This window comes from Streptomyces sp. NPDC058662 (assembly GCF_042716255.1).
Taxonomy (GTDB): Bacteria; Actinomycetota; Actinomycetes; order Streptomycetales; family Streptomycetaceae; genus Streptomyces.
On the sequence record NZ_JBHXRU010000019.1, the window covers coordinates 1 to 24,961 of the forward strand.

The 24,961-nt window shown below is 73.0% G+C and carries 25 protein-coding genes and 1 pseudogene; 10 read left to right on the forward strand and 16 right to left on the reverse strand.

What is annotated here, in order from left to right; genetic code table 11:
* Positions 1–454: 454 nt before the first annotated feature.
* The gene (locus ACFWUQ_RS10005; protein ID WP_384535390.1) at positions 455–1,297 is read right to left on the reverse strand and encodes an alpha/beta fold hydrolase; all 843 of its coding nucleotides are present in this window, start codon (positions 1,295–1,297) and stop codon (positions 455–457) included.
* Between the two features lie 283 nt (positions 1,298–1,580).
* Between ACFWUQ_RS10005 and ACFWUQ_RS10010 the strand changes: the two genes are divergently transcribed.
* Positions 1,581–2,345: a GntR family transcriptional regulator gene (locus tag ACFWUQ_RS10010; protein ID WP_384535392.1), complete on the forward strand. Its 765-nt coding sequence runs from the start codon at positions 1,581–1,583 to the stop codon at positions 2,343–2,345.
* Between the two features lie 89 nt (positions 2,346–2,434).
* Here ACFWUQ_RS10010 and ACFWUQ_RS10015 read toward each other — a convergent pair whose 3' ends face one another.
* The 3 genes from ACFWUQ_RS10015 to ACFWUQ_RS10025 all read right to left on the reverse strand — a co-directional run bounded on the left by ACFWUQ_RS10015 (position 2,435) and on the right by ACFWUQ_RS10025 (position 5,528).
* On the reverse strand, positions 2,435–3,592 hold the full coding sequence (locus tag ACFWUQ_RS10015) for an ROK family transcriptional regulator (protein ID WP_384535395.1): 1,158 nt from the start codon (positions 3,590–3,592) through the stop codon (positions 2,435–2,437).
* Between the two features lie 105 nt (positions 3,593–3,697).
* Positions 3,698–4,348 carry a response regulator gene (locus ACFWUQ_RS10020; protein WP_384535399.1) on the reverse strand — a complete coding sequence of 217 codons (651 nt, stop codon included), beginning with the start codon at positions 4,346–4,348 and terminating at the stop codon, positions 3,698–3,700.
* Between the two features lie 4 nt (positions 4,349–4,352).
* Positions 4,353–5,528, reverse strand: coding sequence for a sensor histidine kinase (locus ACFWUQ_RS10025; RefSeq protein WP_384535401.1), 1,176 nt, complete (start codon positions 5,526–5,528; stop codon positions 4,353–4,355).
* Between the two features lie 108 nt (positions 5,529–5,636).
* Between ACFWUQ_RS10025 and ACFWUQ_RS10030 the strand changes: the two genes are divergently transcribed.
* From ACFWUQ_RS10030 to ACFWUQ_RS10040, 3 genes are read left to right on the forward strand one after another with little or no spacing between them, the layout of a single operon-like run.
* A complete protein-coding gene (locus ACFWUQ_RS10030; protein ID WP_384535404.1) occupies positions 5,637–6,548 on the forward strand; it encodes an ABC transporter ATP-binding protein in 912 nt (303 codons plus the stop codon).
* A 36-nt stretch (positions 6,549–6,584) separates the two neighbouring features.
* Positions 6,585–7,337 carry an ABC transporter permease gene (locus tag ACFWUQ_RS10035; RefSeq protein WP_384535406.1) on the forward strand — a complete coding sequence of 251 codons (753 nt, stop codon included), beginning with the start codon at positions 6,585–6,587 and terminating at the stop codon, positions 7,335–7,337.
* Between the two features lie 40 nt (positions 7,338–7,377).
* Complete coding sequence (locus tag ACFWUQ_RS10040) at positions 7,378–7,815, forward strand: hypothetical protein (RefSeq protein WP_384535409.1); 438 nt, start codon at positions 7,378–7,380, stop codon at positions 7,813–7,815.
* Positions 7,816–7,859: 44 nt separating this feature from the next.
* Here ACFWUQ_RS10040 and mug read toward each other — a convergent pair whose 3' ends face one another.
* The 9 genes from mug to bioB form a co-directional block, all read right to left on the reverse strand.
* The gene (gene mug / locus ACFWUQ_RS10045) at positions 7,860–8,408 is read right to left on the reverse strand and encodes a G/U mismatch-specific DNA glycosylase (protein WP_384535566.1); all 549 of its coding nucleotides are present in this window, start codon (positions 8,406–8,408) and stop codon (positions 7,860–7,862) included.
* Positions 8,405–9,838: an adenylosuccinate lyase gene (gene purB, locus ACFWUQ_RS10050; RefSeq protein ID WP_384535412.1), complete on the reverse strand. Its 1,434-nt coding sequence runs from the start codon at positions 9,836–9,838 to the stop codon at positions 8,405–8,407. Before purB ends, mug begins: the two co-directional genes overlap by 4 nt.
* 92 nt (positions 9,839–9,930) lie before the next feature.
* Positions 9,931–10,737 carry an SGNH/GDSL hydrolase family protein gene (locus ACFWUQ_RS10055; RefSeq protein WP_384535414.1) on the reverse strand — a complete coding sequence of 269 codons (807 nt, stop codon included), beginning with the start codon at positions 10,735–10,737 and terminating at the stop codon, positions 9,931–9,933.
* 79 nt (positions 10,738–10,816) lie between these two features.
* Positions 10,817–11,836 carry a hemolysin family protein gene (locus ACFWUQ_RS10060; RefSeq protein WP_384535417.1) on the reverse strand — a complete coding sequence of 340 codons (1,020 nt, stop codon included), beginning with the start codon at positions 11,834–11,836 and terminating at the stop codon, positions 10,817–10,819.
* Positions 11,833–13,173, reverse strand: a complete 1,341-nt coding sequence (locus ACFWUQ_RS10065) for a hemolysin family protein (protein ID WP_384535420.1) — start codon at positions 13,171–13,173, stop codon at positions 11,833–11,835. The genes ACFWUQ_RS10060 and ACFWUQ_RS10065 overlap by 4 nt, the downstream gene beginning before the upstream one ends.
* A 309-nt stretch (positions 13,174–13,482) precedes the next feature.
* Positions 13,483–14,166 (reverse strand): class I SAM-dependent methyltransferase, encoded by a 684-nt coding sequence (locus tag ACFWUQ_RS10070; protein WP_384535568.1) that lies wholly within the window; start codon positions 14,164–14,166, stop codon positions 13,483–13,485.
* A 518-nt stretch (positions 14,167–14,684) separates the two neighbouring features.
* A complete protein-coding gene (gene bioD, locus ACFWUQ_RS10075; protein WP_384535423.1) occupies positions 14,685–15,428 on the reverse strand; it encodes a dethiobiotin synthase in 744 nt (247 codons plus the stop codon).
* 1 nt (position 15,429) lies between these two features.
* Positions 15,430–16,758, reverse strand: a complete 1,329-nt coding sequence (locus ACFWUQ_RS10080; protein WP_384535426.1) for an adenosylmethionine--8-amino-7-oxononanoate transaminase — start codon at positions 16,756–16,758, stop codon at positions 15,430–15,432.
* Complete coding sequence (gene bioB, locus ACFWUQ_RS10085) at positions 16,751–18,022, reverse strand: biotin synthase BioB (RefSeq protein ID WP_384535429.1); 1,272 nt, start codon at positions 18,020–18,022, stop codon at positions 16,751–16,753. The genes ACFWUQ_RS10080 and bioB overlap by 8 nt, the downstream gene beginning before the upstream one ends.
* A gap of 156 nt (positions 18,023–18,178) precedes the next feature.
* On the opposite strand from bioB, the gene ACFWUQ_RS10090 reads away from it, so the two are divergent.
* Complete coding sequence (locus ACFWUQ_RS10090; RefSeq protein WP_384535432.1) at positions 18,179–19,375, forward strand: 8-amino-7-oxononanoate synthase; 1,197 nt, start codon at positions 18,179–18,181, stop codon at positions 19,373–19,375.
* Here the strand turns inward: ACFWUQ_RS10090 and ACFWUQ_RS10095 are convergent.
* Both ACFWUQ_RS10095 and ACFWUQ_RS10100 read right to left on the reverse strand, forming a co-directional pair.
* Positions 19,372–19,605 (reverse strand): DUF397 domain-containing protein, encoded by a 234-nt coding sequence (locus ACFWUQ_RS10095; RefSeq protein WP_384535435.1) that lies wholly within the window; start codon positions 19,603–19,605, stop codon positions 19,372–19,374. The two genes, ACFWUQ_RS10090 and ACFWUQ_RS10095, sit on opposite strands and share 4 nt — an antisense overlap.
* A 13-nt stretch (positions 19,606–19,618) precedes the next feature.
* The gene (locus tag ACFWUQ_RS10100) at positions 19,619–20,503 is read right to left on the reverse strand and encodes a helix-turn-helix domain-containing protein (RefSeq protein ID WP_384535438.1); all 885 of its coding nucleotides are present in this window, start codon (positions 20,501–20,503) and stop codon (positions 19,619–19,621) included.
* Positions 20,504–20,700: 197 nt separating this feature from the next.
* Between ACFWUQ_RS10100 and ACFWUQ_RS10105 the strand changes: the two genes are divergently transcribed.
* Positions 20,701–21,150 carry an ATP-binding protein gene (locus ACFWUQ_RS10105; protein WP_384535441.1) on the forward strand — a complete coding sequence of 150 codons (450 nt, stop codon included), beginning with the start codon at positions 20,701–20,703 and terminating at the stop codon, positions 21,148–21,150.
* A 77-nt stretch (positions 21,151–21,227) separates the two neighbouring features.
* Here ACFWUQ_RS10105 and ACFWUQ_RS10110 read toward each other — a convergent pair whose 3' ends face one another.
* Complete coding sequence (locus ACFWUQ_RS10110) at positions 21,228–21,617, reverse strand: VOC family protein (protein ID WP_384535444.1); 390 nt, start codon at positions 21,615–21,617, stop codon at positions 21,228–21,230.
* 312 nt (positions 21,618–21,929) lie between these two features.
* Between ACFWUQ_RS10110 and ACFWUQ_RS10115 the strand changes: the two genes are divergently transcribed.
* The 4 genes and pseudogenes from ACFWUQ_RS10115 (at position 21,930) to ACFWUQ_RS10130 (ending at position 24,943) form a co-directional block, all read left to right on the forward strand.
* Positions 21,930–22,232: an urease subunit gamma gene (locus tag ACFWUQ_RS10115; protein WP_384535446.1), complete on the forward strand. Its 303-nt coding sequence runs from the start codon at positions 21,930–21,932 to the stop codon at positions 22,230–22,232.
* A 10-nt stretch (positions 22,233–22,242) separates the two neighbouring features.
* Positions 22,243–22,554, forward strand: coding sequence for an urease subunit beta (locus ACFWUQ_RS10120; RefSeq protein WP_384535449.1), 312 nt, complete (start codon positions 22,243–22,245; stop codon positions 22,552–22,554).
* Positions 22,547–24,269: pseudogene (locus ACFWUQ_RS10125) on the forward strand (urease subunit alpha). The gene ACFWUQ_RS10120 and the pseudogene ACFWUQ_RS10125 overlap by 8 nt, the downstream one beginning before the upstream one ends.
* Positions 24,269–24,943: an urease accessory protein UreF gene (locus tag ACFWUQ_RS10130; RefSeq protein WP_384535452.1), complete on the forward strand. Its 675-nt coding sequence runs from the start codon at positions 24,269–24,271 to the stop codon at positions 24,941–24,943. The pseudogene ACFWUQ_RS10125 and the gene ACFWUQ_RS10130 overlap by 1 nt, the downstream one beginning before the upstream one ends.
* Positions 24,944–24,961 lie beyond the last annotated feature (18 nt).

Sequence of the window (24,961 nt, forward strand, 5' to 3'; positions counted from 1 at the left end):
TTGCGAACCTGAGCGGGGCCGGAGGAGTGGGACGGGGCTGGGTTCGCTTCGCCTGCGGGGACACCCCCCACCGTCCCCGCACCCCCACCCTGCGGGTCCTCATCTGCCCCGCGCCCCGCCCCGCGGACCGCTATCTGCGCCTGCTGCCTGCGGACCCTTTGCCCTGCGCCTGCTGCCTGCGGACCCTTGTCTGCGCTGCGCCGCCGGTCTGCGGACCTTCATCAGCCCTGCGCCTCCGCCCTGCGGACCCTTATCTGGGCTGCGCCGCCGGTCTGCGGACCCTTATCTGGGCTGCGCCGCCGGTCTGCAGACCGCCCTGGTCATGCGTGCCGCTTCCGCGGACTGTGATCGGGGCCGTGCTCTGCCCTGGGGGACGCCTCGCTTTGCTTCGGGCTTCGTGCCACGAGGGTGGCCGGGCGGTAGGTCTTCGTGGGGGGTCGGGGGCCGGGGGTGGTCAGGTGGTGGTGTTGCGGGTTGTGTCGAGGATTACCCGGGCCACCAGTGCGGGGTCGTCGTGCATCGGTACGTGGCCGCAGCCCGGCAGTCGGACCAGCCGGGCGCCCGGGACGGTCTGCTTGGCCCGTACGCCCTGCCGGCGCAGCAGCAGCCGGTCGCGTGAGCCCCAGGCGATGGTGACCGGCAGGCCCGGTACGTCGTGGGTGAACCGGACGGAACCACCCGCCGCCAGCGTCTGCTCGAAGCCGGTCGCCCCGCGCAGCGCGAGGGTCTCGGCGACGACGGCCTCGGGCGAACGGCGGCCGGGGCGGGCGTAGATGCTGCCGGTGAGTGCGGCGCGCCCGGCCGCGCTGCGCGAGAGGCGTTCCAGCGCCGGGCCGGGCAGAGCCCTCGCGCCGGCGCGCATCGCGAGGAGCGCGGCGAAGGCGTAGCGGCGCTCGCCCGGGGTCCAGAACCCGGCGGGGGAGAGCGCGGTGATCGACCGGACCAGGCCGCTCCGGCCCATTTCGAGCGCGAGCAGTCCGCCGAGGGAGTTGCCGGCCACGTGCGGACGCTCGACGCCGAGCGCCGCGCAGAGGGCGCCGAGTACGGGGGCGACGGTTCCCAGGTCGTACGGAACCCCTTCCGGCAACGGCTCGGAGAGGCCGAAGCCCGGCAGGTCGACGGCTATCACGTCGTGCTCGGCGGCCAGGATGTCCGTCACCGGGTGCCAGGCCTGCAGGTGGTGGCCTATGCCGTGGAGCAGGAGGAGCGGTTCGCCGGAGCCTTTGCGCTCGTAGGCGACGGTGGTGCTGCGGGGGCCCCGCGGCGAGTCGATGGTGACGGAGACCGTGGCGGTCATGCTGCTCCTCGTCGGGATGCATACGAGACGGGCTGTCAGTAGTGCTTCCGTCATGACTACCGCCCGGTAGCCCTTGACTACAAGCCTTCGGGGCGTACGAGAACATCCCATGAACGGCTTGATACCTATGCCCGATCTGCCCGGCAAGGGATGAGTATTGGTCTTGACCAAGGGGGTGCGCCGTCCTATCGTCGCAGGGATAGTGCAGGAACCTTTAATAAACAAAGGCGCGGAACTGCCGCTGGATCACACGGCGAGTGCAGCGATGGCAGGAGGACTCAGGGTGGGGACCATGCAGCTCGAAACGGTGCCGGAGCCGAAGTACTGGCACCTGAAGACCGTCCTCAGCGAAGCGCTCGACCAGGACTTCGCCGTCGGCGAGGTCCTGCCGAACGAGCGCGAGCTCGCCGCCCGCTTCGGGGTCGCACGTGCGACCCTGCGCCAGGCCCTTGAGCAGCTGGAGCTCGAAGGCCGGCTGCAGCGGCGCCGCGGTGTCGGTACCACCGTCGCCCCGCCGCGCGTCGGCGTCGACGTCGGCAGCGCGCAGCACAGTTGGCCCGGCGACAGCGTCGACGGCTGGGAGGCGGTGGACGCCGCCGAGGCGGTCGCGCCGAACGCCGTCCTCAAGCTCCTCGGAACCGCCTTCGCCGCCGACGAGGCGGTGCACGTCGTGCGCCGCACCCGGGTCACCCAGGGGCAGGCCGTCGCCGCCGAACTGCTCTACGTACCGGTCGCGTCGGTGCCGGGGCTCTCCGCGATCGAGGCCCCCGCAGGCCCCGCCCGGGCCCGTGCGGTACTGCGCGAGCTGCAGCGGCTCGTCCTCGACGGGCAGGACCGCTCCGTGGAGCTCGGATCCGCCCGCGCCGACGACGCCAAGGAGCTGGACCGGCTGCCCGGAGCCCCGGTGCTCCTCGTCACCACCCGGTACTTCACCGCGGCCGGAACGGCGGCCGTCTCGGTGGCCACCTACCGCGCCGACACCTGCCGCCTCACCTTCGGGGACTCGGGCGACGTCCAGATCACCCACGAGCCCCGCGTGGCCTCCTGACGCGCGGATCCGTGTACGCCGCCGCTCCGAGCCGCCCCGCGCGGCCGGGGCGGCGGCTGTGCGACCTCCCCGCCCCGAGTCGGGGCGGGTCAGCGGCGGCGGGCCGTGACCGTCTTCTCCACGGCGAAGAGCTCCTCCTCGACGTGGTCCAGCGCGAGCCGCAGCGCCCCCGTGGCCACCGCGGCCTCGCCGAGCAGTGACAGGGCCACCCGGGGCGGGCGCAGGCAGTAGCGCTCCAGTTCCTGGCGGAGGGGTCCCAGTACGCCGTCCAGGCCGGCCGCCCAGCCGCCGAGGACCACCAGCTCCGGGTCCATGGCCAGGACCAGGGCAGCCACGTCGTGCACGAGCCGCTGCAGGAAGCGGTCCACAGCAGCCACGGCCCGGGCGTCGCCCCGCTTCGCCATGGCGAAGACCTCGGCGACGGCGGGCTCGTCGAGCGGGTGCAGGGGCTCACCGGTGGTCGACAGGAGCCGCTCCGGCGTGACCTCGCGGCCGAGCAGGTGCAGGGCGCCGATCTCGCCGGCCGCCCCGCCGAACCCCCGGTGCAGGCGGCCGCCGATCAGCGAGCCGGCGCCGGGGCTGAGCCCCGCCATCACGAAGACGATGTCGTCGGTCTCCTGCGCGGCGCCCTTCCAGTGCTCGGCGACCGCCGCCGCGTTGGCGTCGTTCTCCACCTGCACCGGGCAGCGGAACGAGCGTCGCAGCCGCTCACCGAGCGGCAGCCCCGTCCAGCCGGGCAGTGCAGTGCCGAGGCGGACCGTGCCGTCCGCCTCCACGATTCCGGGACTGCCGACCCCGACCGCCCGCAGCGAGTCGCGCGGGATACCGGCGCGGCGGAGCAGTTCGGCGACCGCCGTCCGCACCCGCTCCAGCCGCTCGTCCGCGGAGGCCGTCTCGGCTACTTCCTTCGTTCCGGCGCCGATGACCCGCCCGTCCAGTCCGGACAGCAGGACCGCGACGCGGTGCGAGCCGATCTCGATGCCGAGCAGATGGCCGGCCTCCGCCCGGAAGCGGAAGCGCCTGGCCGGCCGGCCCTGGCGCCGCGCGCCCTCCTCGGCGTCGGCCTCGACGACCAGCCCGGTCGCGATCAGCCCCTCCACCACGCCTTCGACGGTCGGGCGGGAGAGACCGGTCACCCGGGTCAGGTCGGTGAGGGTCGGCGATCCCGCCGCCCGCAGTGCGCGCAGCACCACGGCCGAATTGATGCGCCGAAGCAGAGAGGGGTCCCCGCCGGTCAGCTGCCCCAACGTGCTGTCCTCCCAGCTAGCGAGCCTGTCAGCCGGATCGTACTGCCCGGTCGGTGCGGCGGCGAGAACCAGCCCCCCATCCACCGGAATACGACAGTCCTGCCCTCAGGCCGGGGCGACGAACCCCGACTCGTAAGCAGTGATCACGGCCTGCGTCCGATCCCGCGCCCCCAGCTTCGCCAGAATCGCGCTGACGTGCGATTTTACCGTCTCCGTGCCGACGATCAGGTCCGCGGCGATCTCCACATTGCTCAAACCCCGTGCCATCAGCCGCAGTACCGCCCCCTCCCGCTCGGTCAGCGCCGCCCGCTCCAGCGCGGCCCGCGCCTGCTGGTTCCCGTATTCGGCCGCGAGGGCGCGTACGGCGGCGGGGAACAGCAGCGTCTCCCCCTCCGCTACCAGGCGTACCGCGTGGACGATCTCCGCGGGCCGGGCCCGCTTGAGCAGGAAGCCGTCGGCCCCCGCCCGCAACGCCTGGTACACGTACTCGTCGTTCTCGAAGGTGGTCACCACGAGGATCTTGGGCGGGTTGTCGATCGTACGCAGGACCGCCCGGGTCGCCTCGATCCCGTCGAGCAGCGGCATCCTCACATCCATCGCCACCACATCCGGGCGCAGTTGCCGTACGAGCGGGATCACGGAGGCGCCGTCGGCCGCCTCACCCACCACGTCGATGTCGGGCTGGGCGTCCAGGACGGCACGCAGACCCGCGCGCACCAGGGGTTCGTCGTCGACGAGTAGTACGGTAACCGGCATCCGGTCAGCCTATTCGCTCCAGCGGAAGCCGTGCGCGCACCCTCCAACTCCCCTCGTACGGTCCTGTCTCCACCTCTCCGCCGAGCAGCGCGGCCCGTTCCCGTATGCCTCGCAGACCGCTCCCGCCGCCCCTCATCAGCGTGGGACCGGTCGGCAGCGGATTGACGACCTCCAAATCCAGACGGCCGACAGCCACTTCGATGCGGATACGGACCGGAACCGGGCCGCAGTGCCGCAGCACGTTCGTCAGTGCCTCCTGCAGGATCCGGTACCCCTCGCGGGTGACGGGCCCCGGCAACTGGGCGATCGGACCCGACAGTTGCGCGTCCACCTCGGAGCCGGACGCGCGCGCCGAGCCCAGCAGCCGGTCCGCCTCCGCGAGGGTGGGCCGCTGCGAGGGGCTCTGCGCCGACTCCCGCAGGACCATGAGCACGCGCTCCAGATCTTCCAGTGCCGCCCGCCCGGTCTCCTCGATGGCCTCCAGGGCCCGGTCAGTGAACGCGGGATCGCCCGCGGCGCGGGCCGCCCCGGCCTGTACGACCGCGACCGTCAGCGCGTGCCCGATCGAATCGTGCAACTCCCGCGCGATCCTCGTCCGCTCCAGCAACTGCTCGGTACGTGCCTCCAGAACGCTCAGCCGCTCCGCGGCCGACGGCCCCAGCAGCTTCCGGGCGATGGATGTGACGGCCTCTCCCAACAGCACCACCGTGGCCACCAGTACCACGAGCGAGAGGGGCACGAGCAGTCCGGCCGCCCAGCGGGGCGGCGCGAAGGGCAGCAGCATGTCGCTGTCGAAGGGCTGCCCGGCGGCGATGCGGCCGAGCTCGATCGAGATGATCGGCAGCCACACCGTGGCCGGCGTCGCCACCGTGGCGAGGACGAGGCGTATCTCCAGCCACAGCACGGTCCGCCAGCGGTCCCCCCACTGGGCGGACGCCGCGGTGCTGATGGAGCCGTCGTGCTTGCCGTGCTCGTGCGGGGTCAACAGGAACTGCGCCTGCAGCCCTTCGGCGAGACGCACCCAGGGGAGCAGCCCGAAGGGCGCGACGATCAGCGCCGGCATCCAGGGCCAAGCGGGCTGTATGAAGAGCCACACGGCCACGATCAGCATGGGCACGAGCAGATGCAGCCAGCGTGTGTACGTGATCCCCCGGATCGGCGCACGAAGCAGTCGGTACATGACCTCATCCTGGCAGCCGGCCGATCACCGGCGTCTCCCCCACGTGGGGGAGACGGTCCCCCCGCATGGGGGAGGAGCGGGGGCGGGGCCGGCGGCGAACCTTGAGGCATGAACCGCATCGAGATCCGAGCACTGACCAAGGAGTACGGCACTACCCGCGCCGTGGACCACCTCACCTTCGACGTCCTGCCCGGCCGCGTCACCGGGTTCCTGGGACCCAACGGCGCCGGAAAGTCCACCACCCTGCGCCTGCTGCTGGGGCTCGACCGCCCCACGTCCGGGACGGCCACCGTCGACGGCCGGGAGTTCACCTCCTTCACGGACCCCCTGCACCGGGTCGGCGCGCTCCTCGACGCCCAGGCCGTCCACGGCGGCCGGACCGCCCGCGACCACCTGCGCGTCCTGGCCGCCTCGAACGGGATCGCGGGCCGCCGGGTGGACGAGGTCCTGGAGGAGGCGGGCATCGCCTCCGCGGCCCACCGAAGGGTCAAGACCTTCTCGCTCGGTATGCGCCAGCGGCTGGGCATAGCAGCGGCCCTGCTGGGCGACCCGGGGGTGCTGCTCCTGGACGAGCCGACCAACGGGCTCGACCCGGAGGGCATCATCTGGATCCGGGAGCTGATGCGCGGCCTCGCCACCGAGGGGCGCACGGTCCTGGTCTCCAGCCACCTGATGTCCGAGACCGCCGCCCTGGCCGACCACTTGATCGTGCTGGGGCAGGGCAGGCTGCTGGCCGACAGCACGACGGAGGCGTTCATCGACGCGCGCAGCACACCTCGGGTGCGGCTGCGGACCTCGGACCCGATCCGCCTGCGAGCCGCTCTCGCCAGGGACGGCTTCGAGCTCACCGGCGCCGACGGCGGGCGCTGGACCGTCGACGGCATACAGGCGGAGCGACTCGGCAGCATGGCCGCCCGGGAGGGCATCCCCATGCTGGAACTCACCGACGAGCGGGCCTCGCTGGAACAGGCCTACCTCGATCTCACCGCCGGGCACGCCCAGTTCTCCGCCGGCCGCTGAGACTCCGACCCCTGACCCCTGACCAGGAGGCCTTCCATGAGCACCGCTCTGCCCACCCTGCCTGTCATGCACTCCGAATGGATCAAGATCAGATCGCTGCGCGGCACGCTCGGCGCCCTGATAGCCGTGCTCGTCACCACCGCCGGCATACAGGCGTTCACCGCTTGGGCGATCGGCACGGCGGAGGAGGGCAGCATGGGCGACGATCCGCTGTTCGCGGCCTACTACGCCATCAACTTCGGACAGGTCGCGGCCATAGCCTTCGGAGCGAATGCCTTCTCCGCGGAGTTCCACAACTCCGGCCTGCGGACCACCTTCACAGCCGTGCCCAACCGCACGCGGTTCTACCTGTCGAAGATCGCCGTGGTGGGCGGACTCGCCCTCGTGGTGGGCCAGGTGACGGGGCTGCTCACCTTCCTCGCCGGGCAGGCGTTCATGGGCCGGTACGCCCTGGAGCTGGGCGCCCCCGGCACGGTGCGCTCCGTCATCGGCTGCGGTCTCTACCTGGCGGTCATCGCCCTGTTCGCGGCGGGCCTGACGGCCATCCTGCGCAGTGGTGTCGCTGTGGTCAGCATTCTTGTCCCCTTCGTCCTGCTGGTCTCCTTCGTCATCAGCGGAGTCGCCGCCGGGGCCGGGCAGTTCACGCCGGACAAGGCTGGTCAGATGGTGATGCGGAGCGAGGACACCGGCGGCGTGCTCGGGCCGTGGACCGGCATAGGTGTGGCGGCGCTGTGGGCCGCGGCGGCGGTGTTCGGCGGCTGGCTGGCGATACGCCGCAGGGACGCCTGACAGTCGGCCAGTTGTCAGTGGGCGCCGGAATACTGATGGCATGACCACGGCAGATCATCTCGACACGATCGACCGGCTGCGCGTACGGGAGTTCCCGGCGGAGCCGGACCGGTCCGGCGGGCGGAGCAGCGGCCCGGGCCACCACCTGGTGGAGGTCGGCCGGACCGGCGGCTGCCGGGAGGACGACGGCTCGGCGTGGATCGCGGCGAGCGATCAGATCAGCGCCGAGTACGGGGCCCTGACCCAGGCTCTGAGCGACCGGTGGGGGGAGCCGCAGGTCTTCGCCCTCGAATCGCTCGCAGTCCGCGCGGCCGAAGGAGAGGAGATACCGGAGCCCTGGGCGGAGGTGAGCGCCAGTACCGACCATGTGCAGCTGTGGCGGGCCGGGGACCACTGGCTGGTGGCGTACGTGACGCGGGGGGACGCGTACGACCCCTACCTGCTGATGGCGGGGGTCACGGTGGTCGACCCGCCGTAGCCCCCGGCCCAATGCGGGGGAGCACAGGCCGGGGACGGGCGCGGTCAGGGGGCGTCGGAGGATTCGGCGGCCGCTCGGAGGCGGGCGTACTCCTGGGCCATGGACTCGGCGGTCCAGTGGGCGTTGAGGCCGCTGGGGTTGGGCAGGGCCCAGACCCGGGTCGAGCCGATGGTGCGCTCCTGGGGGCCGATCTGCGCCGTGCGGTCGCCGAAGGCCGTGCGGTAGGCCGTGACTCCGACGACCGCGAGCCACTGGGGGCGCAGCAGTTCCACCTTGGCCGTCAGGAGGCGGCCGCCCTCGCGGAACTCCTCAGCGCTCAGTTCGTCGGCGCGGGCCGTGGCCCGGGCGACGACGTTGGTGATGCCCAGCCGGTAGCTCAGCAGCTCGTCCTGCTCGGCCGGGGCCAGCCGGCGCGGTGTGAAGCCGGACAGGTGCAGGACGGGCCAGAAGCGATTGCCGGGGCGGGCGAAGTGGTGGCCCGTGGCGGCGGAGAGGAGACCGGGGTTGATGCCGCAGAACAGCACGCGCAGACCGCCCGCGACCACGTCCGGGAGGACGCGGTCACGGGCGGCGTCGAGCTCGTCGGGAGTCAGAGGATCGACCCCGGCGCGTACCCGGCGGCCTCCGGGTGCTGCTTGGCGATCGCCTCGATGCGGGACACCACCGCCGCGACCTGGTCACCGGCGGCGCCGGTGAAGGACAGCTTGTCGGCCATCAGCGCGTCGAGCTGGGCACGGTCCAGCGGCATCCGCTCGTCGGCGGCCAGCTTGTCCAGCAGTTCGTTGCGCTCCGCGCCCTGCTCGCGCATGGCGAGCGCGGAGGCCACCGCGTGCTCCTTGATGACCTCGTGGGCGGACTCGCGGCCGACCCCGGCGCGTACCGCGCCCATCAGGACCTTCGTCGTGGCCAGGAAGGGGAGGTAGCGGTCCAGCTCGCGGGCGACGACCGCGGGGAAGGCGCCGAACTCGTCCAGGACCGTCAGGAAGGTCTCCAGCAGCCCGTCGAAGGCGAAGAAGGCGTCCGGCAGGGCGACCCGGCGGACCACGGAGCAGGAGACGTCGCCCTCGTTCCACTGGTCGCCGGCGAGCTCGCCGGTCATCGAGGCGTATCCGCGCAGGATGACCATCAGGCCGTTCACGCGCTCGCAGGAGCGGGTGTTCATCTTGTGCGGCATCGCCGAGGAGCCGACCTGGCCGGGCTTGAAGCCCTCGGTGACGAGCTCGTGGCCGGCCATCAGGCGGATCGTCTTGGCGATGGAGGACGGGGCGGCGGCCAGCTGCACCAGGGCGGTGACCACGTCGTAGTCCAGCGAGCGCGGGTAGACCTGGCCGACCGAGGTGAAGGCCTGGGCGAAGCCGAGGTGGGCGGCGATCCGCTGCTCCAGGTCGGCGAGCTTGGCGGCGTCGCCGCCCAGCAGGTCGAGCATGTCCTGCGCGGTGCCGACCGGGCCCTTGATCCCGCGCAGCGGGTAGCGGCCGAGCAGGTCCTCCAGGCGGTCGTACGCGACCAGCAGCTCGTCGGCGGCCGTGGCGAAGCGCTTGCCCAGGGTGGTGGCCTGCGCTGCGACATTGTGGGAGCGGCCCGCCATGACCAGCTCGGCGTGCTCGCCGGCCAGCTTGCCGAGACGGGACAGGACGGCGACCGCGCGGTCCCGGGCCAGCTCCAGGGAGAGCCGGATCTGCAGCTGCTCGACGTTCTCGGTGAGGTCGCGGGAGGTCATGCCCTTGTGGACGTGCTCGTGTCCGGCGAGGGCGTTGAACTCCTCGATCCGGGCCTTCACGTCGTGCCGGGTGACCTTCTCGCGCTCGGCGATGGAGGCGAGGTCGACCGTTTCCAGCACGCGCTCGTAGTCGGCGAGGGCCTCGTCCGGGACCTCGATACCGAGGTCCTTCTGTGCGCGCAGTACGGCGAGCCACAGCCGCCGCTCCAGCGTCACCTTGTACTCGGGGGACCACAGGACGGCGAGCTCCGCGGAGGCGTAGCGGCCGGCCAGGACATTGGGGATGCGGGGCTTGGCTGTCACGTGGAGTGATTCTACTTGGGCCGCGGCTGTGCGTTCACGCAGGTGGGCGCCCCGCCCGTGATTGTGCCTTGCTACGAGATCCGGGACACGTGCTACGGCTGTTCCTCGGCCGGCGCCCCGAACGGCAGCAGCTCCGGACGCTTGGCGGGGCGGCCGTCCCCGGACGAGCGGCCGGTCAGGCGCCGCCCGACCCAGGGGAGGAGGTGCTGCCGGGCGAAGCTGAGGTCCTGGGCCCGGCGCAGAGCCCAGCCCGGCGGCAGGCTCGCGGGCAGCTCGGTGCGCCAGTCCTGCTCGGCCGGCAGGCCCAGTGCCTGCCATACGGCCTCCGCCACCCGGCGGTGGCCCTCCGCCGTCAGGTGCAGCCGGTCGACGTCCCACATGCGGGGGTCCGCCAGGGCGGGGGCCCCGTACAGGTCAACGACCAGGGCCCCGTGCCGGGCGGCGAGCCCCTCGATGATGCCGAAGAGCTCCTCCATGCGCGGGCGGAAGCGTTCCATCACCGGTCCGTTGCGGCCGGGGGAGCGCATGAGGACGAGCTGCCGGCAGGAGGGAGCGAGGAGCTCCACGGCCGATTCCAGGTGGTATCGGACACGCCCCATGTCCACCTTGGGGCGCAGGGTGTCGTTCAGCCCGCCGACCAGGGTCACCACGTCGGCGCGCATCGCGGCAGCCACGGGTGCCTGCTCCTCGGCGATCTGACCGATCAGCTTGCCCCGGACCGCGAGGTTCGCGTAGCGGAAATCGGGCTCGCGCGCCGCGAGGCGGGCGGCAAGGAGGTCGGCCCAGCCCCGGTAGGAGCCGTCCGGCAGCAGGTCCGACATGCCCTCGGTGAAGGAGTCGCCGACCGCGACGTAACTGGTGTGACGGCTGTGACTGGTGTACGAGGCATTCATCTCCATGGCGGGACCGATGTTACCGCGCGGTACCCCGGCACGGCAGGGCCGGGGTACCGCACGGGGACGGCCGCCACTGCACGGGCTACACGGAGGTCTGCCGTCCGAACAGCTCGCGCAGGACGTCCTCCATCGTCACCAGGCCCGTCATGGCACCGTCCGGTCCGAGCACCGCCGCCAGGTGGGTGCGGCTGCGCCGCATGGCGGTCAGTACGTCGTCCAGCGGCGTCTCCGCCCGCACCTGGGCGATCGGCCGCAGGTCGGGCAGCGGGAACGGCTGCTCCCGTTCCTCGGCGTCCAAGGCGTCCTTGACGTGCAGGTATCCCAGGATCCGGCGCTGCGGGTCGAGCACCGGGAAGCGGGAGTACCCGTGCTCGGCGGACAGCCGCTCCAGCCCGGCCGGAGTGATGCCCTCCTGTGCGGTGACCACCCGGTGCGCGGGCAGAACCACGTCCGTCACCGGCCGGCGGCCCAGTTCCAGGGCGTCGTGCAGCCGCTCGCTCGCCCGGTCGTCGAGGAGCCCCGCGTTGCTGGAGTCCTTCACCATCCGCGCCAGCTCGTCGTCCGTGAAGGTCGCCGCGACCTCGTCCTTCACCTCCACCCGCAGCAGGCGCAGCAGGGCGTTGGCGAAGGCGTTGATGGCGAAGATCACCGGCCTCAGTGCCCGGGTGACGGCCACCAGCGGCGGCCCCAGCAGCAGGGCGGTGCGCACCGGTTCGGAGAGCGCCACGTTCTTCGGCAGCATCTCGCCGAAGAGCATGTGCAGGTACGTGGCCAGTGCGAGGGCGACCACGAAGGAGATGGCGTGCGACAGTCCGGACGGCACTCCGAAGAGGTCGAAGACCGGGGTCAGCAGGTGGGCGATGGCCGGCTCGGCGACCACGCCCAGCACCAGGGTGCACAGGGTGATGCCCAGCTGGGCCGCCGCCATCAGCGCCGACACGTGCTCCAGGCCCCACAGGACCGCGCGGGCGCGCCGGTCACCCTGCTCGGCGTACGGCTCGATCTGGCTGCGCCGCACCGAGATCAGCGCGAACTCCGCGCCGACGAAGAAGGCGTTGACGACCAGCGTCGCCAGGCCGATCAGCAACTGGATCGCGGTCATCGCTCCCCCTCCGCACTCTCGTCGTGGCCGGACTCGGCCGGCGCGTGCAGCAGGACGCGCGCGGCGCGCCGCCCGCCCGCGTCCACCACGTCCAGCCGCCAGCCGTCCAGCTCCAGGCTGTCGCCGACGGCGGGGATCCGGCCCAGCTCGGTCGCTATCAGACCGGCCAGGGTCTCGTACGGGCCGTCGGGCACCCGCAGCCCGATCCGCTGGAGCTGGTCCGTGCGCGCCGAACCGTCGGCGGAGTAGAGGGAGCGCCCGGACCCGTCCGTACCGGCCGGGGCCAGGTCGGGGGTCTCGTGCGGGTCGTGCTCGTCGCGTACCTCGCCGACGACCTCCTCGACGATGTCCTCCAGCGTGGCCACACCGGCGGTGCCGCCGTACTCGTCGATGACCACGGCCATCGTCTGCTTGCCGGACAGCCGGTCCAGCAGCCGGTCCACGGTGAGCGACTCCGGTACGAGCAGGGGTTCGCGCAGCAGCTTCGACACGGGGTGGCGGTGGCGCTCCTCGGCCGGGAGCGCCAGCACGTCCTTGATGTGGACGGTGCCGACGACGGTGTCGAGGCTGCCCCGGTACACGGGGAAGCGGGACAGGCCGGTGGCCAGGGTCGCGTTCGCCACGTCCTCGGCGGTGGTCTGCACGTCCAGCGCGGTCACCTGCACGCGCGGGGTCATCACGTTCTCGGCGGTCAGGTCGGCCAGGTTCAGGGTCCGGACGAACAGTTCGGCCGTGTCCTTCTCCAGGGCGCCCGCCTTCGCGGAGTGCCGCGCGAGCGCGACCAGCTCCTGCGGCGTGCGCGCCGAGGCCAGCTCCTCGGCCGGCTCCATGCCGAGCCGGCGCACCATGTGGTTCGCGGTCGTGTTCAGGTGGCTGATCAGCGGCTTGAAGGCCCGGCTGAAGACCCGCTGGGGGGTGGCGACCCGCTTGGCGAGGGCCAGCGGGGAGGAAATGGCCCAGTTCTTCGGGACCAGCTCGCCGACGACCATCAGGACGACGGTCGACAGGGCGGTGCCCAGGACCAGGGCGGTGGACGACGCGGCGCCGGACGAGAGCCCGAGGGCCTCGAAGGGGCCCTGGAGCAGGGCGGCGATCGAGGGCTTGGAGATCATGCCGATGACCAGCCCGGTCACGGTGATGCCGAGCTGGGCGCCGGAGAGCTGGAAGGTCAGGGTGCGAGAGGCGGCCAGAGCGCTGTCGGCCCCCCGCTCGCCTCGCTCGACGGCGCCTTCGAGCTCACCGCGCTCGACGGTGGTCAGGGAGAACTCGGCCGCGACGAAGACCCCGCAGGCGAGGCAGAGCAGCAGCGCCACGAGAAGCAGGAGCACTTCGGTCATCGGTCGTTCACCTCCGTCCCATGATCAGCCAGGAGGAGGGGTGCCGCGCGATGTCGCGTACGGGTATGTCGTGGACTGGGAGGCTCGCCCATGGGCGGACGCTCACACCTTTCATTCGGGAGGGATCGTTGCCCCTATGGTAAAGGAGGGGCAAAGTGGCGCGGTCATCCTGGTGGCGGGGTCGCCGGCACCAGGATATGAACGACCTTCATACCAGTCCTGCCCCCGAACGCCGTGACGAGCACGCCCCGCGACACCGGCCGGGCCGTCGCCGTGCCGTGGGAGGCGGGACGCGGGCCGCGGGTCTCGTCAGTCGATTCGGCGTGCCGATCCGATGACGCAGTACGAGGTCGGGAGCGCCGGGCCGCGCTCGGGCAGCCGGAAGCCGCGCTGGGAGACGATGCGGAAGCCGGCCGCCTCGATGGCGGCGAGCGGGTCCCGGGCGGTGTGGCAGCCGCCGAACAGCAAGGGCCACACGGTCCGGTCCAAAGTCCGCTGGATGGCGGCCATGCCGGGACCGGGCGCCAGGCCGTGCTCGAAGAACCGCAGTTCGGCGTCGGGGCGCAGGACGCGGTGCAGTTCGGCGAGGGAGCGCGGCAGGTTCCGGACCGTGCACAGGACGAGCGAGGCGACCGCGGCGTCGAAGGCCTCGCTCTTCACCGGGAGGGCCTCGGCGGTCCCCGGCACGATGTCCACCGGCACCTCGGCGCGCAGGGCGGCGGAGGACGCGAGGCGGCGCAGGGTGCGCTCCGGTTCGACCGCGACCACCTCGGAGACGGCGCGGGGATAGTGCGCGAAGTTCAGGCCGTTGCCGGCGCCGATCTCGATGACCCGGCCGGAGACGCCGTGCAGCAGCTCACGACGGAGGGCGGCGATGCCGCCCCGGGTGTCGGCGGTGGTGCTGGCGCGGGCGTAGAAACGGGCGAAGAGGGGGTGGCGGACGGGATCACGAGCGGTGTCTCGGGGCGGGGTGGTGGGGCGGCGGCGCGGCATGACGACCTCCGGGGGCGGCCGGGTACGTACCCGTACGTGGAGCCTGCCCGGTCGCTTGCGCGTCATCCCTCCCGGGGTGGGGGGTGGGTGCGTGCCGACCGGGGGCTGGGGCGGAGGGTTCCGGCGGAGTCCCAGGGGTGGGCTCGGGTGGTGTGCGGGGCTCCGCCCCGGGCCCCGCGCCTCAAACGCCGGCGGGGCTGTAGGGGGGGCTCCGCCCGGGCCCTGCGTGGGGCTGGACGGGGGCCCGGGCAAAGCCTAAAGCGCCGGCAGGGCTGTAGGGGGCTCTGCCCCGGCCCCGCGCCGCAAGCGTCGGCCAGGCCGGAGGGGGCTCTGCCCGGGCCCTGCGTGGGGCTGGGCGGGGGATTGCCCCGCGCCTCAAGCGTCGGCGGGGCTGGAGGGGGCTCTGCCCGGGCCCCGTGGGGCTGGACTGGGGTGCGCCCCGCGCCTCGAACGCCGGTCGGGCGGGGGTCCGTGGCTCGCCGCGCGGATGGAGGGGGCTCCGCTCGGGGCTCGGGGGGTCAGGGGCCCGTGGGGGTGTAGGGAGGTGGGGACCAGGTGGTCAGGAAGGTGGGGGCGGACCAGGTGCCGGCGAGGGTGGGGGCGAGCCACTCGGGGGCGGACGCGCGGAAGAGGGGCGGCGGGAGGGTGCCCGCGCCCGCCGGGACCGCGCCCAGGAGGGGGAGACCGCAGACGCGGGGAAGGTCCGCCAGGTTGCAGCGGGAGGCGAGGTCCGGGGCGGTGGGCCAACTGCCCACCACCACCCCGAGCGCGGTCAGGGCGCGGGCGCGCAGTGCCTCCGCCGTCAGCGCGGTGGAGTTGAGCGTGCCGAGTCCCGCCGGGGCCACCACCAGGACCGGGGCGTCCAGGAGGCGGGCCACGTCCGCGAGCGAGTGGCCCGCCTCGTCGAACCGTACGAGCAGTCCGCCCGCGCCCTCCACCAGGACGAGGTCGTGCGTCTCGGCGAGCCGCGCCGCCGCCTCCGCGATCTCGGCGGGCGCCGTCGCCGGCAGGCCCGAGCGCCGAGCCGCCGTGTCCGGGGCCAACGGCTCCGGGTAGCGCGCGAGTTCCACCCCCGTCACGGAGGGGCCCGCCAGCCGCACCGCCTCGGCGGCGTCGCCCGGCTCGTCCGGGCCCACGCCCGTCTGGGCGGGCTTGAGCACGGCCACCGAGCGGCCGGCCGCGACCGCGGCGGCCGCGATCGCCGAGGTGACCACGGTCTTGCCGATCTCCGTGCCCGTCCCGGACACGACCAGTACGGACATCTCAGCCTTCCTGCGCCGCCGCGCGCATCGCGCGGCAGATTCGGGCCACGTCGCCGTCGCCGGTGACGAACGGCGGCATGGTGTAGATCAGGTCGCGGAACGGGCGCAGCCACACGCCCTCGCGCACCGCCGCGCGGGTCGCGGCCGCCATGTCGACCGGGTGGTCCAGCTGGACCACGCCGATCGCGCCCAGGACCCGTACGTCCGCGACGCCGGGAATCCCCGCGGCGGGCGCCAGGCCCTCACGCAGGCCCGCCTCGATCCGCTTGACCTCGCCCGGCCAGTCCTGGGCGAGCAGCAGGTCGACGGAGGCCAGCGCCACCGCGGTGGCGAGCGGGTTGCCCATGAAGGTCGGCCCGTGCGCCAGTACCGGGACCTCGCCCCGGGAGATGCCGTCGGCCACGCGGCCGGTGCACAGGGTGGCGGCCAGCGTCAGGTACCCGCCGGTCAGAGCCTTGCCCAGGCACAGCACGTCGGGGGTGATCCCCGCGTGGCCCGCCGCGAACAGGGCGCCCGTGCGCCCGAAGCCCGTCGCGATCTCGTCGAGGATGAGCAGCACCTCGTACTCGTCGCACAGCTCGCGCAGCACCCGCAGGTAGCCGGGGTGGTGGAAGCGCATCCCGCCCGCGCCCTGCACCACCGGCTCCACGATCACGGCGGCGAGCTCGTGCGCGTGCGCGGCGACGAGGGAGCGCAGGTGGGCGGCGTACGCGGGGTCCACCGGGGTGTCGAAACCGCCGGGCGGCGCGTCCGCGAAGACCTGCCGGGGCAGCTGGCCCGACCACAGCTCGTGCATCCCGCCCTCGGGGTCGCACACGGCCATCGGCTGCCAGGTGTCGCCGTGGTAGCCGCCCCGCCAGGTCAGCAGCCGGGTCTTGCCGGGCCGTCCCACCGAGCGCCAGTACTGCAGGCACATCTTGACGGCGACCTCGACGGACACCGAGCCCGAGTCGCAGAGGAAGACGTGCTCCAGGCCCGGCGGGGTGATCTCGACGAGGCGGGCCGCCAGCCGGACGGCCGGCTCGTGGGTCAACCCGCCGAACATCACGTGGGACATCCGGCCCAGTTGGGCGGTCGCCGCCGCGTTCAGCACCGGGTGGTTGTAGCCGTGGATCGCCGACCACCAGGAGGACATGCCGTCGACGAGCTCCTCCTGGCCCCCGGCCTGCGCGGGGTCGGCGAGCCGCAGCCGGACCCCCGAGGCCGAGGCGACGACCAGCGGCTCCTGCCGCCCGGGCATCGGGCCGTACGGGTGCCACACGTGCTGCCGGTCCAGCGCGATCAGGTCGGCGGCCGGCAGCACGTCGTACGCGTGGTGCTGGTCAGGCATTGGGGGCGAGGTCCGTTCCCGCGCCGCGTCGGCGTACGGCGACCAGGTCGGACCGGACCTCGCCGGCCCCGCCGCGCGCGGGGGCGGGCTCGGCCGCCGGCTCCGCGTGCCCGGAGCAGCCGCCGCAGGCCGAGCCGCAGCCGGCCGCCGGGGCCTGCGCGCCCGTGGCCGTACCGGCGCCCGAGCCGCACACCGAGCCGCCACCGGCGGCGGCGTGGGAACCGCAGCCGCCGCCCGCGGCCTCGGCCTCCGCGAGGTCCGAACGGTGCGACGGGAGGGTCTGCGTACCGGCGCCCTCGACCTCGAAACCGGCGTCCGCGATCATGTCCAGGTCGGCCTGGCCGGCCTGCCCCTCGCTGGTCAGGTAGTCGCCGAGGAAGATCGAGTTGACCAGGTGCAGGGCGAGCGGCTGCATGGTGCGCAGGTGCACCTCGCGTCCGCCGGCCAGCCGCACCTCGACGTCGGGGCAGACGAACCGGACCATCGCCAGGATGCGCAGGGCCCGCTGCGGGGTGAGGTTCCACTCCTTGGCGAGCGGGGTGCCCTCGAAGGGGATCAGGAAGTTGACCGGAACCGAGTCCGGGTCCAGCTCGCGCAGCGAGTAGACGACGTCGACCAGGTCCTCGTCGCTCTCGCCCATGCCCGCGATCAGGCCGGAGCAGGCCGACAGGCCGGCGGCGTGCGCCTTCTGCACCGTGTCCACGCGGTCCGCGTAGGTGTGGGTTTTGGTGATCTGGCCGTAGGTCGCCTCGGACGTGTTGAGGTTGTGGTTGTACGCGTCGGCGCCGGCGTCCCGCAGCCGCTCGGCCTGGCCGTCCGACAGCAGTCCCAGGCACGCGCAGACCTCGACGCCCTCGTTCTGCTCCTTGATCGCCGCGATCGTCCTGCCCACGCGGTCCACGTCCCGGTCCGTGGGCCCGCGGCCGCTCGCGACCAGGCAGACGCGCTTCGCGCCGCCCGCGACACCGGCCGCGGCGGCCTGGGAGGCCTCCTCCGGCTTCAGCCAGGTGTACTTGAGGATCTCGGCCTTCGATCCCAGGCGCTGGGAGCAGTACGAGCAGTCCTCCGGACACAGGCCCGACTTCAGGTTGACGAGGTAGTTCAGCTTGACCCGACGGCCGAACCACTGGCGGCGCACCTTGCCGGCCGCGGCCACCACGTCGAGCAGTTCGTCGTCAGAGGTCGCCAGGACGGCGAGTGCTTCTTCGCGGGTCGGCAGCTCGCGCCGCAGTCCCTTTTCCACCAGGGTGTTCAGCAGGTCCATGAGGCCGATCCTGGACCACACCACCACTCCCGGCCAAGGAGAGATCGAACAACATGGCCGGAACGGAGTGTGTGTATCGCCACACCTGACGCTCGGGTAGCGGCCGATAGGGTCGTGCGGGTCTGTGGACTGCCGACAAAAAACGAGGACCCGCCGATGCCCCAGCACGCCCCCGACCCCGTGGACGTCTTCGCCTGGATCGACGACGCGGAGCGGGCGCGCGAGAAGGCCGGACTCGTCCGGACGCTCCGCCCGCGCCCGGCGCCCTCGCCGCTCCTGGACCTCGCGAGCAACGACTACCTCGGCCTGTCCCGCCACCCCGGGACCGTTCGGGGGGCGCGGGAGGCGGCCGAGCGCTGGGGGGCCGGAGCCACCGGATCGCGTCTGGTCACGGGAACCACCGAGCTCCACGCGGAGCTGGAGCGGGAGCTGGCCGCCTACTGCGGCTTCGAGGCGGCGCTGGTCCTGTCCTCCGGCTACGCGGCCAACCTCGCCGCCGTCACCGCGCTCAGCGACCGGGGCACGCTGGTCGTCTCCGACGCCGGGAACCACGCCTCCATCGTCGACGGCTGCCGCCTCTCGCGCGCCGAGACCGCCGTGATCCCGCACTCCGACCCGGCCGCCGCGCGCAAGGCGCTGGCCGCCCACGGGGGCCGGGCGCTGCTGGTCACCGACTCGGTGTTCAGCGTGGACGGGGACGCCGCCCCGCTCGCCGCGTACGCGGCGGCCTGCCGGGCCGAGGGCGCGGCCCTGGTCGTGGACGACGCGCACGGCCTGGGTGTGCTGGGCGAGGGCGGCCGCGGCGCGCTGCACGCCGCGGGGCTCGCGGGGGCGCCCGATGTCGTCGCCACCATGACCCTCTCCAAGTCCCTGGGCAGTCAGGGCGGGGCGGTCCTCGGCCCGGCCAAGGTGGTCCGGCACCTGGTCAACGCGGCCCGCACCTTCATCTTCGACACCGGCCTGGCCCCGGCCGCCGCGGGCGCGGCGCTGGCGAGCCTGCGGCTGCTGCGGCAGGAACCGGAGCGCGCCGACCGCGCCCGCGAGGTGGCCGCCCAGCTGTACGGGCGGCTCACCGCGTCCGGCCTGACCGCGGCCCGGCCGGACGCGGCCGTGGTGTCGGTACGTGCCCCGTCGGCATCGGCGGCACTGCGCTGGGCCGCCGACTGCCGCGAAGCGGGTCTGTCCGTGGGGTGCTTCCGGCCTCCGTCGGTGCCGGACGGCATCTCCCGGCTCCGACTGACCGCCCGGGCCGATCTCACGGGGGAGGAGATCACCCGGGCCGTGGAGACGATCCTGTCGACCGCTCCGGCCGGCGCCGCGGACGGGTGGGCGCGGTCCGAGGGCTGGCTCTAGGCCAGGTCCGCCCGTACCTGTGCGAGGAAGCCGTCCCAGGCCGGCCCGGTGAAGAGCACGGCCGGGCCGTCCGTCCGCTTGGAGTCGCGGACGGCCAGCAGGCCGCCGCCGAGGACGGCCGTTTCCACGCAGTTGTTCATTCCGGTGCTGCGGCTGCTCCGCCGCCACCGCGCGCTGTTCTGAAGTCCGCCGCTCGACAGGGGGGTTGCGGACCGGGGGGTTGCGGACACGGGGGGTGCCTCCTTACGCGTCGTCAGCGAGGGCGCTGATCAGTTCCGACGAGTCCTGGGGCGGGAGGGCGTGCGCCTGGATGGTGCGGAACGCGGCGCTGTACGCCTCAAGGTCTTCCTTCCGCTCCAGATAGAGGCTACTCGTCAAATGGTCGAGTACCACCACATCCAGATCGGCGATGTTCGGAAATGAGAAGATGACGAACGGCCCGGTGAGGCCGAGATGGCCCCCCACGCTGAACGGCAGTACCTGCAGGCTCACTTGGGGCAGTCGCGCCACATCCACCAGATGCCGCAACTGCGCCGCCATCACCCCCGGCCCGCCGATCTGCCGCCGCAGCACCGCCTCGTCCAGGACGGCGCTCAGCTCCAGGGGCGGATCGGCCCGCAGCACGGACTGCCGGGTCAGCCGTACGTCGACCAGCGCGTCCACCTTCGGTTCGGGCAGCCCGCCGAGCGCGGCCCGGGTCACCGCCCGCGCGTAGTCGGGGGTCTGGAGCAGGCCGGGCACCACCGACAGTTCCACGGTACGGGCCGAACGCGCGCCCGCCTCCAGGCTGATGAAGTCCCGGTACTCCTGGGGCAGCAGGCCCCGGTAGTCGTGCCACCACTGGCGGCCCCGACCCGTGTCGCCGCCCGGCCCGGGGCCCGCGGCGGAGACGGCCAGGGCCTCCAGCAGCGCGCGCTGCTCGCGGCTGACGATCTCGCCGTAGGCGTCCAGGAGCAGCCGGATGTCCTCCGGTTTCACGCCACTGCGGCCCGTCTCGATGCGGCTCATCTTCGACTGGTGCCATCCCACGATCCGGGCGGCCTCACCACTGGTGAGTCCGGCCCGGTCGCGCAGGGCGCGCAGTTCCTCGCCGAGCTTGCGCCGACGCACTGCGGGACCGTGCTGCACACCCGCCTCCTTCCACCGGCACAGATCGCACCAGTCTGCCGTCCAAATACGCTCTTCCGTAGCAGAGTTCACCGCTTTGAGCGACAGATATATGCATATCTTGGAGGAACGCCGGAAACGTCGGCACGATGGGTGGCACTCTGGCGTCCAGCGCAGATCCGGGGCGGCTTCGCTCCGGTGGGAAAGGGACCGTCGCCATGGCAGACCACCAGGAAGCATCCGTCACTCTGCCGAGCGATCCCGCCTCGGTCGCCACGGCCCGCCGCTACGTCGCGGAGGTGTTGAGCGAATGGGGGCTGCCCGACGACGCCGACACCGCGGACAGCGTCCGGCTGATCGTCTCGGAGCTCGCCACCAACGCCGTGCAGCACACCCTCGGCCAGTCGCCCACCTTCACCGTCGACGTCCGCCTGGAGCGCGAGGAGTGGCTCCGGGTCGGCGTGACCGACAGCCACCCGCGCTGGCCCAAGCGGCTCCCCGCCGCCGTCCAGCAGGACAACGGCCGGGGGATGGTCATCATCCGCTGGCTCACCGCGGAGGCGGGCGGGCGGCTCTCCGTGACACCCACCGAGGACGGCGGCAAGACGGTGTGGATCGCCCTGCCGTGGACCGCCCGGGCGGCGGCGCGGAGCGTCACCGGCTGCTGATCCGTGCGGACCGCTCCGGGCCCGGGCCCCGATGGCCCCAGGGCCCGCGGCGCTCCCGGGCCCGGGGCGGTCGCTGGTCAGAGGTTGCGCTCGGCGGCGCTGCGCTCGATGCACAGCTCGTTGCCCTCCGGGTCGGCGAGCACGACCCAGCCCGCCACCCCGTCCGGCGACCGGCGGTCGTCGATGATCTTCGCGCCGAGTCCGACCAGCCGCTCGACCGTCTCGTCCCGCGTACCCGTGGGCGGCTGGATGTCCAGGTGCACGCGGTTCTTGACGGACTTGGCGTCCGGCACCCGGATGAAGAGCAGTCCGGGCACACCGGGCTGCCCCGGCTCCAGCAGGATCTCCTCATCGCCTTCCACGTCGTCGGGATGGATCGGAAAACCGGTCACCGAGGACCAGAACTCCGCGGCCCGGTAGGGGTCGAGGGAGTCGAAGGTGATGTGCCGGACGGGATTGACGAACATGGTTCTCCTCGATGGCCCCCGCGCGGGGCCGTATACGGATCGGAGCGCCGATGGCCCCGAAGTCCAACCGGGTACCTGCCCGAAACCTGGGTTAACTCAACGGAAAAACGCGGCCCTTAGCGTGGCGGCCACGTTCGTCCCCCAATGATCACCCATGATCCGGTAAAGCGGCGGTGGTCGGGGCGGAAAGCCTTTCCCCTGGTCGGGGCAAGAGTTGCTTGGCCCGGATACGCGCAGGTCAACGGAGTGTTGACGGGCAGTAGGGTCGCCCCGGCCCGATGTCGATCTCGTCCTGGAAGCAGGGTGGTACATGTGCAACTGACACCGCACGAGCAGGAGCGGCTGCTCCTGCACGTGGCCGCCGACGTGGCCGCCCGGCGCAGGGCGCGCGGAGTGCTCCTCAACCACCCCGAGTCCGTCGCCCTGATCACCTCGCACGTCCTCGAAGGGGCCCGCGACGGACGGACCGTGGCCGACCTGATGGCCTCCGGCCGCTCCGTCCTGCGCCGCGAGGAGGTCATGGAGGGCATCCCCGAGATGATCCGCGACGTCCAGGTCGAGGCGACCTTCCCCGACGGGACCAAACTCGTCACCGTCCACGATCCGATCGTCTGAGGGGGCCCGCGTGATCCCCGGCGAGATCGTCCACGGGGACGGTCCGGTGCTCCTCAACGAGGGCCGGCCGGTCACCCGTCTCACCGTGCTCAACGCCGCCGACCGGCCCGTCCAGGTCGGCTCCCACTACCACTTCGCCGAGGCCAACCCGGGCCTCGACTTCGACCGCCGCGCCGCGCGCGGTCTCCGGCTCCACATCGCCGCCGGTACGGCGGTCCGCTTCGAGCCGGGCATCCCCGTCGCGGTGGAACTCGTACCGCTGGCCGGGCTGCGTACCGTACCGGGACTGCGCGCGGAGACCGGGGGGCCGCTCGATGGCTGAGCTCTCGCGCCAGGTGTACGCGGACCTCTTCGGCCCCACCGCGGGCGACCGGATCAGGCTCGCCGACACCGACCTCTTCATCGAGGTCGAACGGGACCTCGCGGGCGGCCCCGGCCGGGCCGGGGACGAAGCCGTATTCGGCGGCGGCAAGGTGATCCGCGAGTCCATGGGGCAGGCCCGCACCACCCGGGCCGAGGGCGCCCCCGACACCGTGATCACCGGGGCCGTGGTACTCGACCACTGGGGCATCGTCAAAGCCGACGTGGGCATCCGCGACGGCCGCATCTGCGGCATCGGCAAGGCGGGCAACCCCGACACCATGGAGGCGGTGGACCCCGCCCTGGTCATCGGCCCCGAGACCGAGATCATCGCGGGCAACGGCAAGATCCTGACAGCCGGTGCCATCGACGCACACGTGCACTTCATCTCCCCGACCGTGATCGACGAGGCCCTGGCCTCCGGCGTCACCACCCTCGTCGGCGGCGGCACCGGGCCCGCCGAGGGCAGCAAGGCCACCACCGTCACGCCCGGATCCTGGCACCTGGCCCGGAATGTTCGCGTCCCTGGAGGCCTACCCCGTCAACATCGGGCTGCTGGGCAAGGGGAACACGATGTCCCGCGAGGCCATGCACGCCCAACTCCGGGGCGGCGCCCTCGGCTTCAAGATCCATGAGGACTGGGGCGCCACACCCGCCGTCATCGACGCCTGCCTGGGCGTGTGCGAGGAGACCGGCGTCCAGGTCGCCATCCACACCGACACCCTCAACGAGGCCGGCTTCGTCGCCGACACCCTCGCGGCCATCGCCGGGCGCGGCATCCACGCCTACCACACGGAAGGCGCGGGCGGCGGGCACGCACCCGACATCATCACCGTCGTGTCGGCGCCCAACGTCCTGCCCAGCTCGACCAACCCCACCCGGCCGCACACCGTCAACACCGTCGAGGAGCACCTCGACATGCTGATGGTCTGCCACCACCTCAACCCCGCCGTACCCGAGGACCTGGCCTTCGCCGAATCCCGGATCCGGCCCTCGACCATCGCCGCCGAGGACGTCCTGCACGACCTCGGGGCCATCTCCATCATCTCCTCCGACTCCCAGGCCATGGGCCGGGTCGGCGAGGTCGTCCTGCGCACCTGGCAGACCGCCCACGTGATGAAGAAGCGGCGCGGCCCCCTGCCCGGCGACGGACCAGCCGACAACCACCGGGCCCGCCGCTACATCGCCAAGTACACGATCAACCCCGCCCTGGCCCAGGGCCTCGCCCGCGAGATCGGCTCCGTCGAAACGGGCAAACTCGCCGACCTGGTGCTCTGGGCCCCCGCCTTCTTCGGAGTCAAGCCCGAGACCGTCATCAAGGGCGGGCAGATCGCCTACGCGCAGATGGGCGACGCCAACGCCTCCATCCCCACCCCGCAACCGGTGCTGCCCCGGCCGATGTTCGGCGGCCGGGGACGCGCCCCCGGACTCAACTCGATCAACTTCACCGCGCAGGCCGCCCTCGACGACGGACTGCCCGACCGGCTGGGCCTCGACAAGCGGTTCGTGGCCATCGAGAGCACCCGGGAGGTGGGCAAGGCCGACATGCGCAACAACGACGCCATGCCGAGGGTCGAGGTCGACGCAGACACCTTCACCGTCACCATCGACGGTGTCCCGGTGGAGCCGTCGCCGGCGACCGAACTGCCCATGGCCCAACGCTACTTCCTCTTCTGATGAGCCGCGCCGCACTGCTCGTCCTCGCCGACGGGCGATTCCCCGCCGGGGGGCACGCCCACTCCGGCGGGGCCGAGGCCGCCTGCAGAGCCGGACGCGTCCGCGACGCCGCCACCCTGGAGGACTTCTGCCGGGGCCGGCTGCACACCGCCGGTCTCACCGCCGCCGCCCTCGCGGCGGCCGCCGCCCTCGGGGTCGACCCCGCAGACCTCGACCTCGCCGCCGACGCCCGCACCCCGTCACCGGCCCTGCGCGCCGCCGCGCGCCGACTCGGCCGGCAACTGCTGCGGGCCGCCCGGGCGACGTGGCCCGGCCCCGACCTGGAGGCGCTGGCCGCGGCCTTCCCGCGCGGCGCCCACCAGCCCGTGGTGCTCGGAGTCACCGCCCGCGCGGCCGGGCTCGGGCCGGGGGACGCCGCGCACGTGGCGGCGTACGAGAGTGTCGGCGGGCCCGCGACGGCGACCGTGCGGCTGCTGGGCCTGGACCCCTTCGAGGCCAGCGGGGTCCTCGCCCGGCTCGCTCCCGAGCTCGACGCGGTCGCCGCCGAGGCGGAGCGCACCGCGCGCCGCGCCGTCCAGGACGGCTGCGGGGTCCTGCCCGCGGCCTCGTCGCCGCTGCTGGACATCGCCGCGCAGGCGCATGCCGGCTGGCCGGTACGCCTCTTCGCCTCCTGAGCCGCCCGGCTCCCGTCA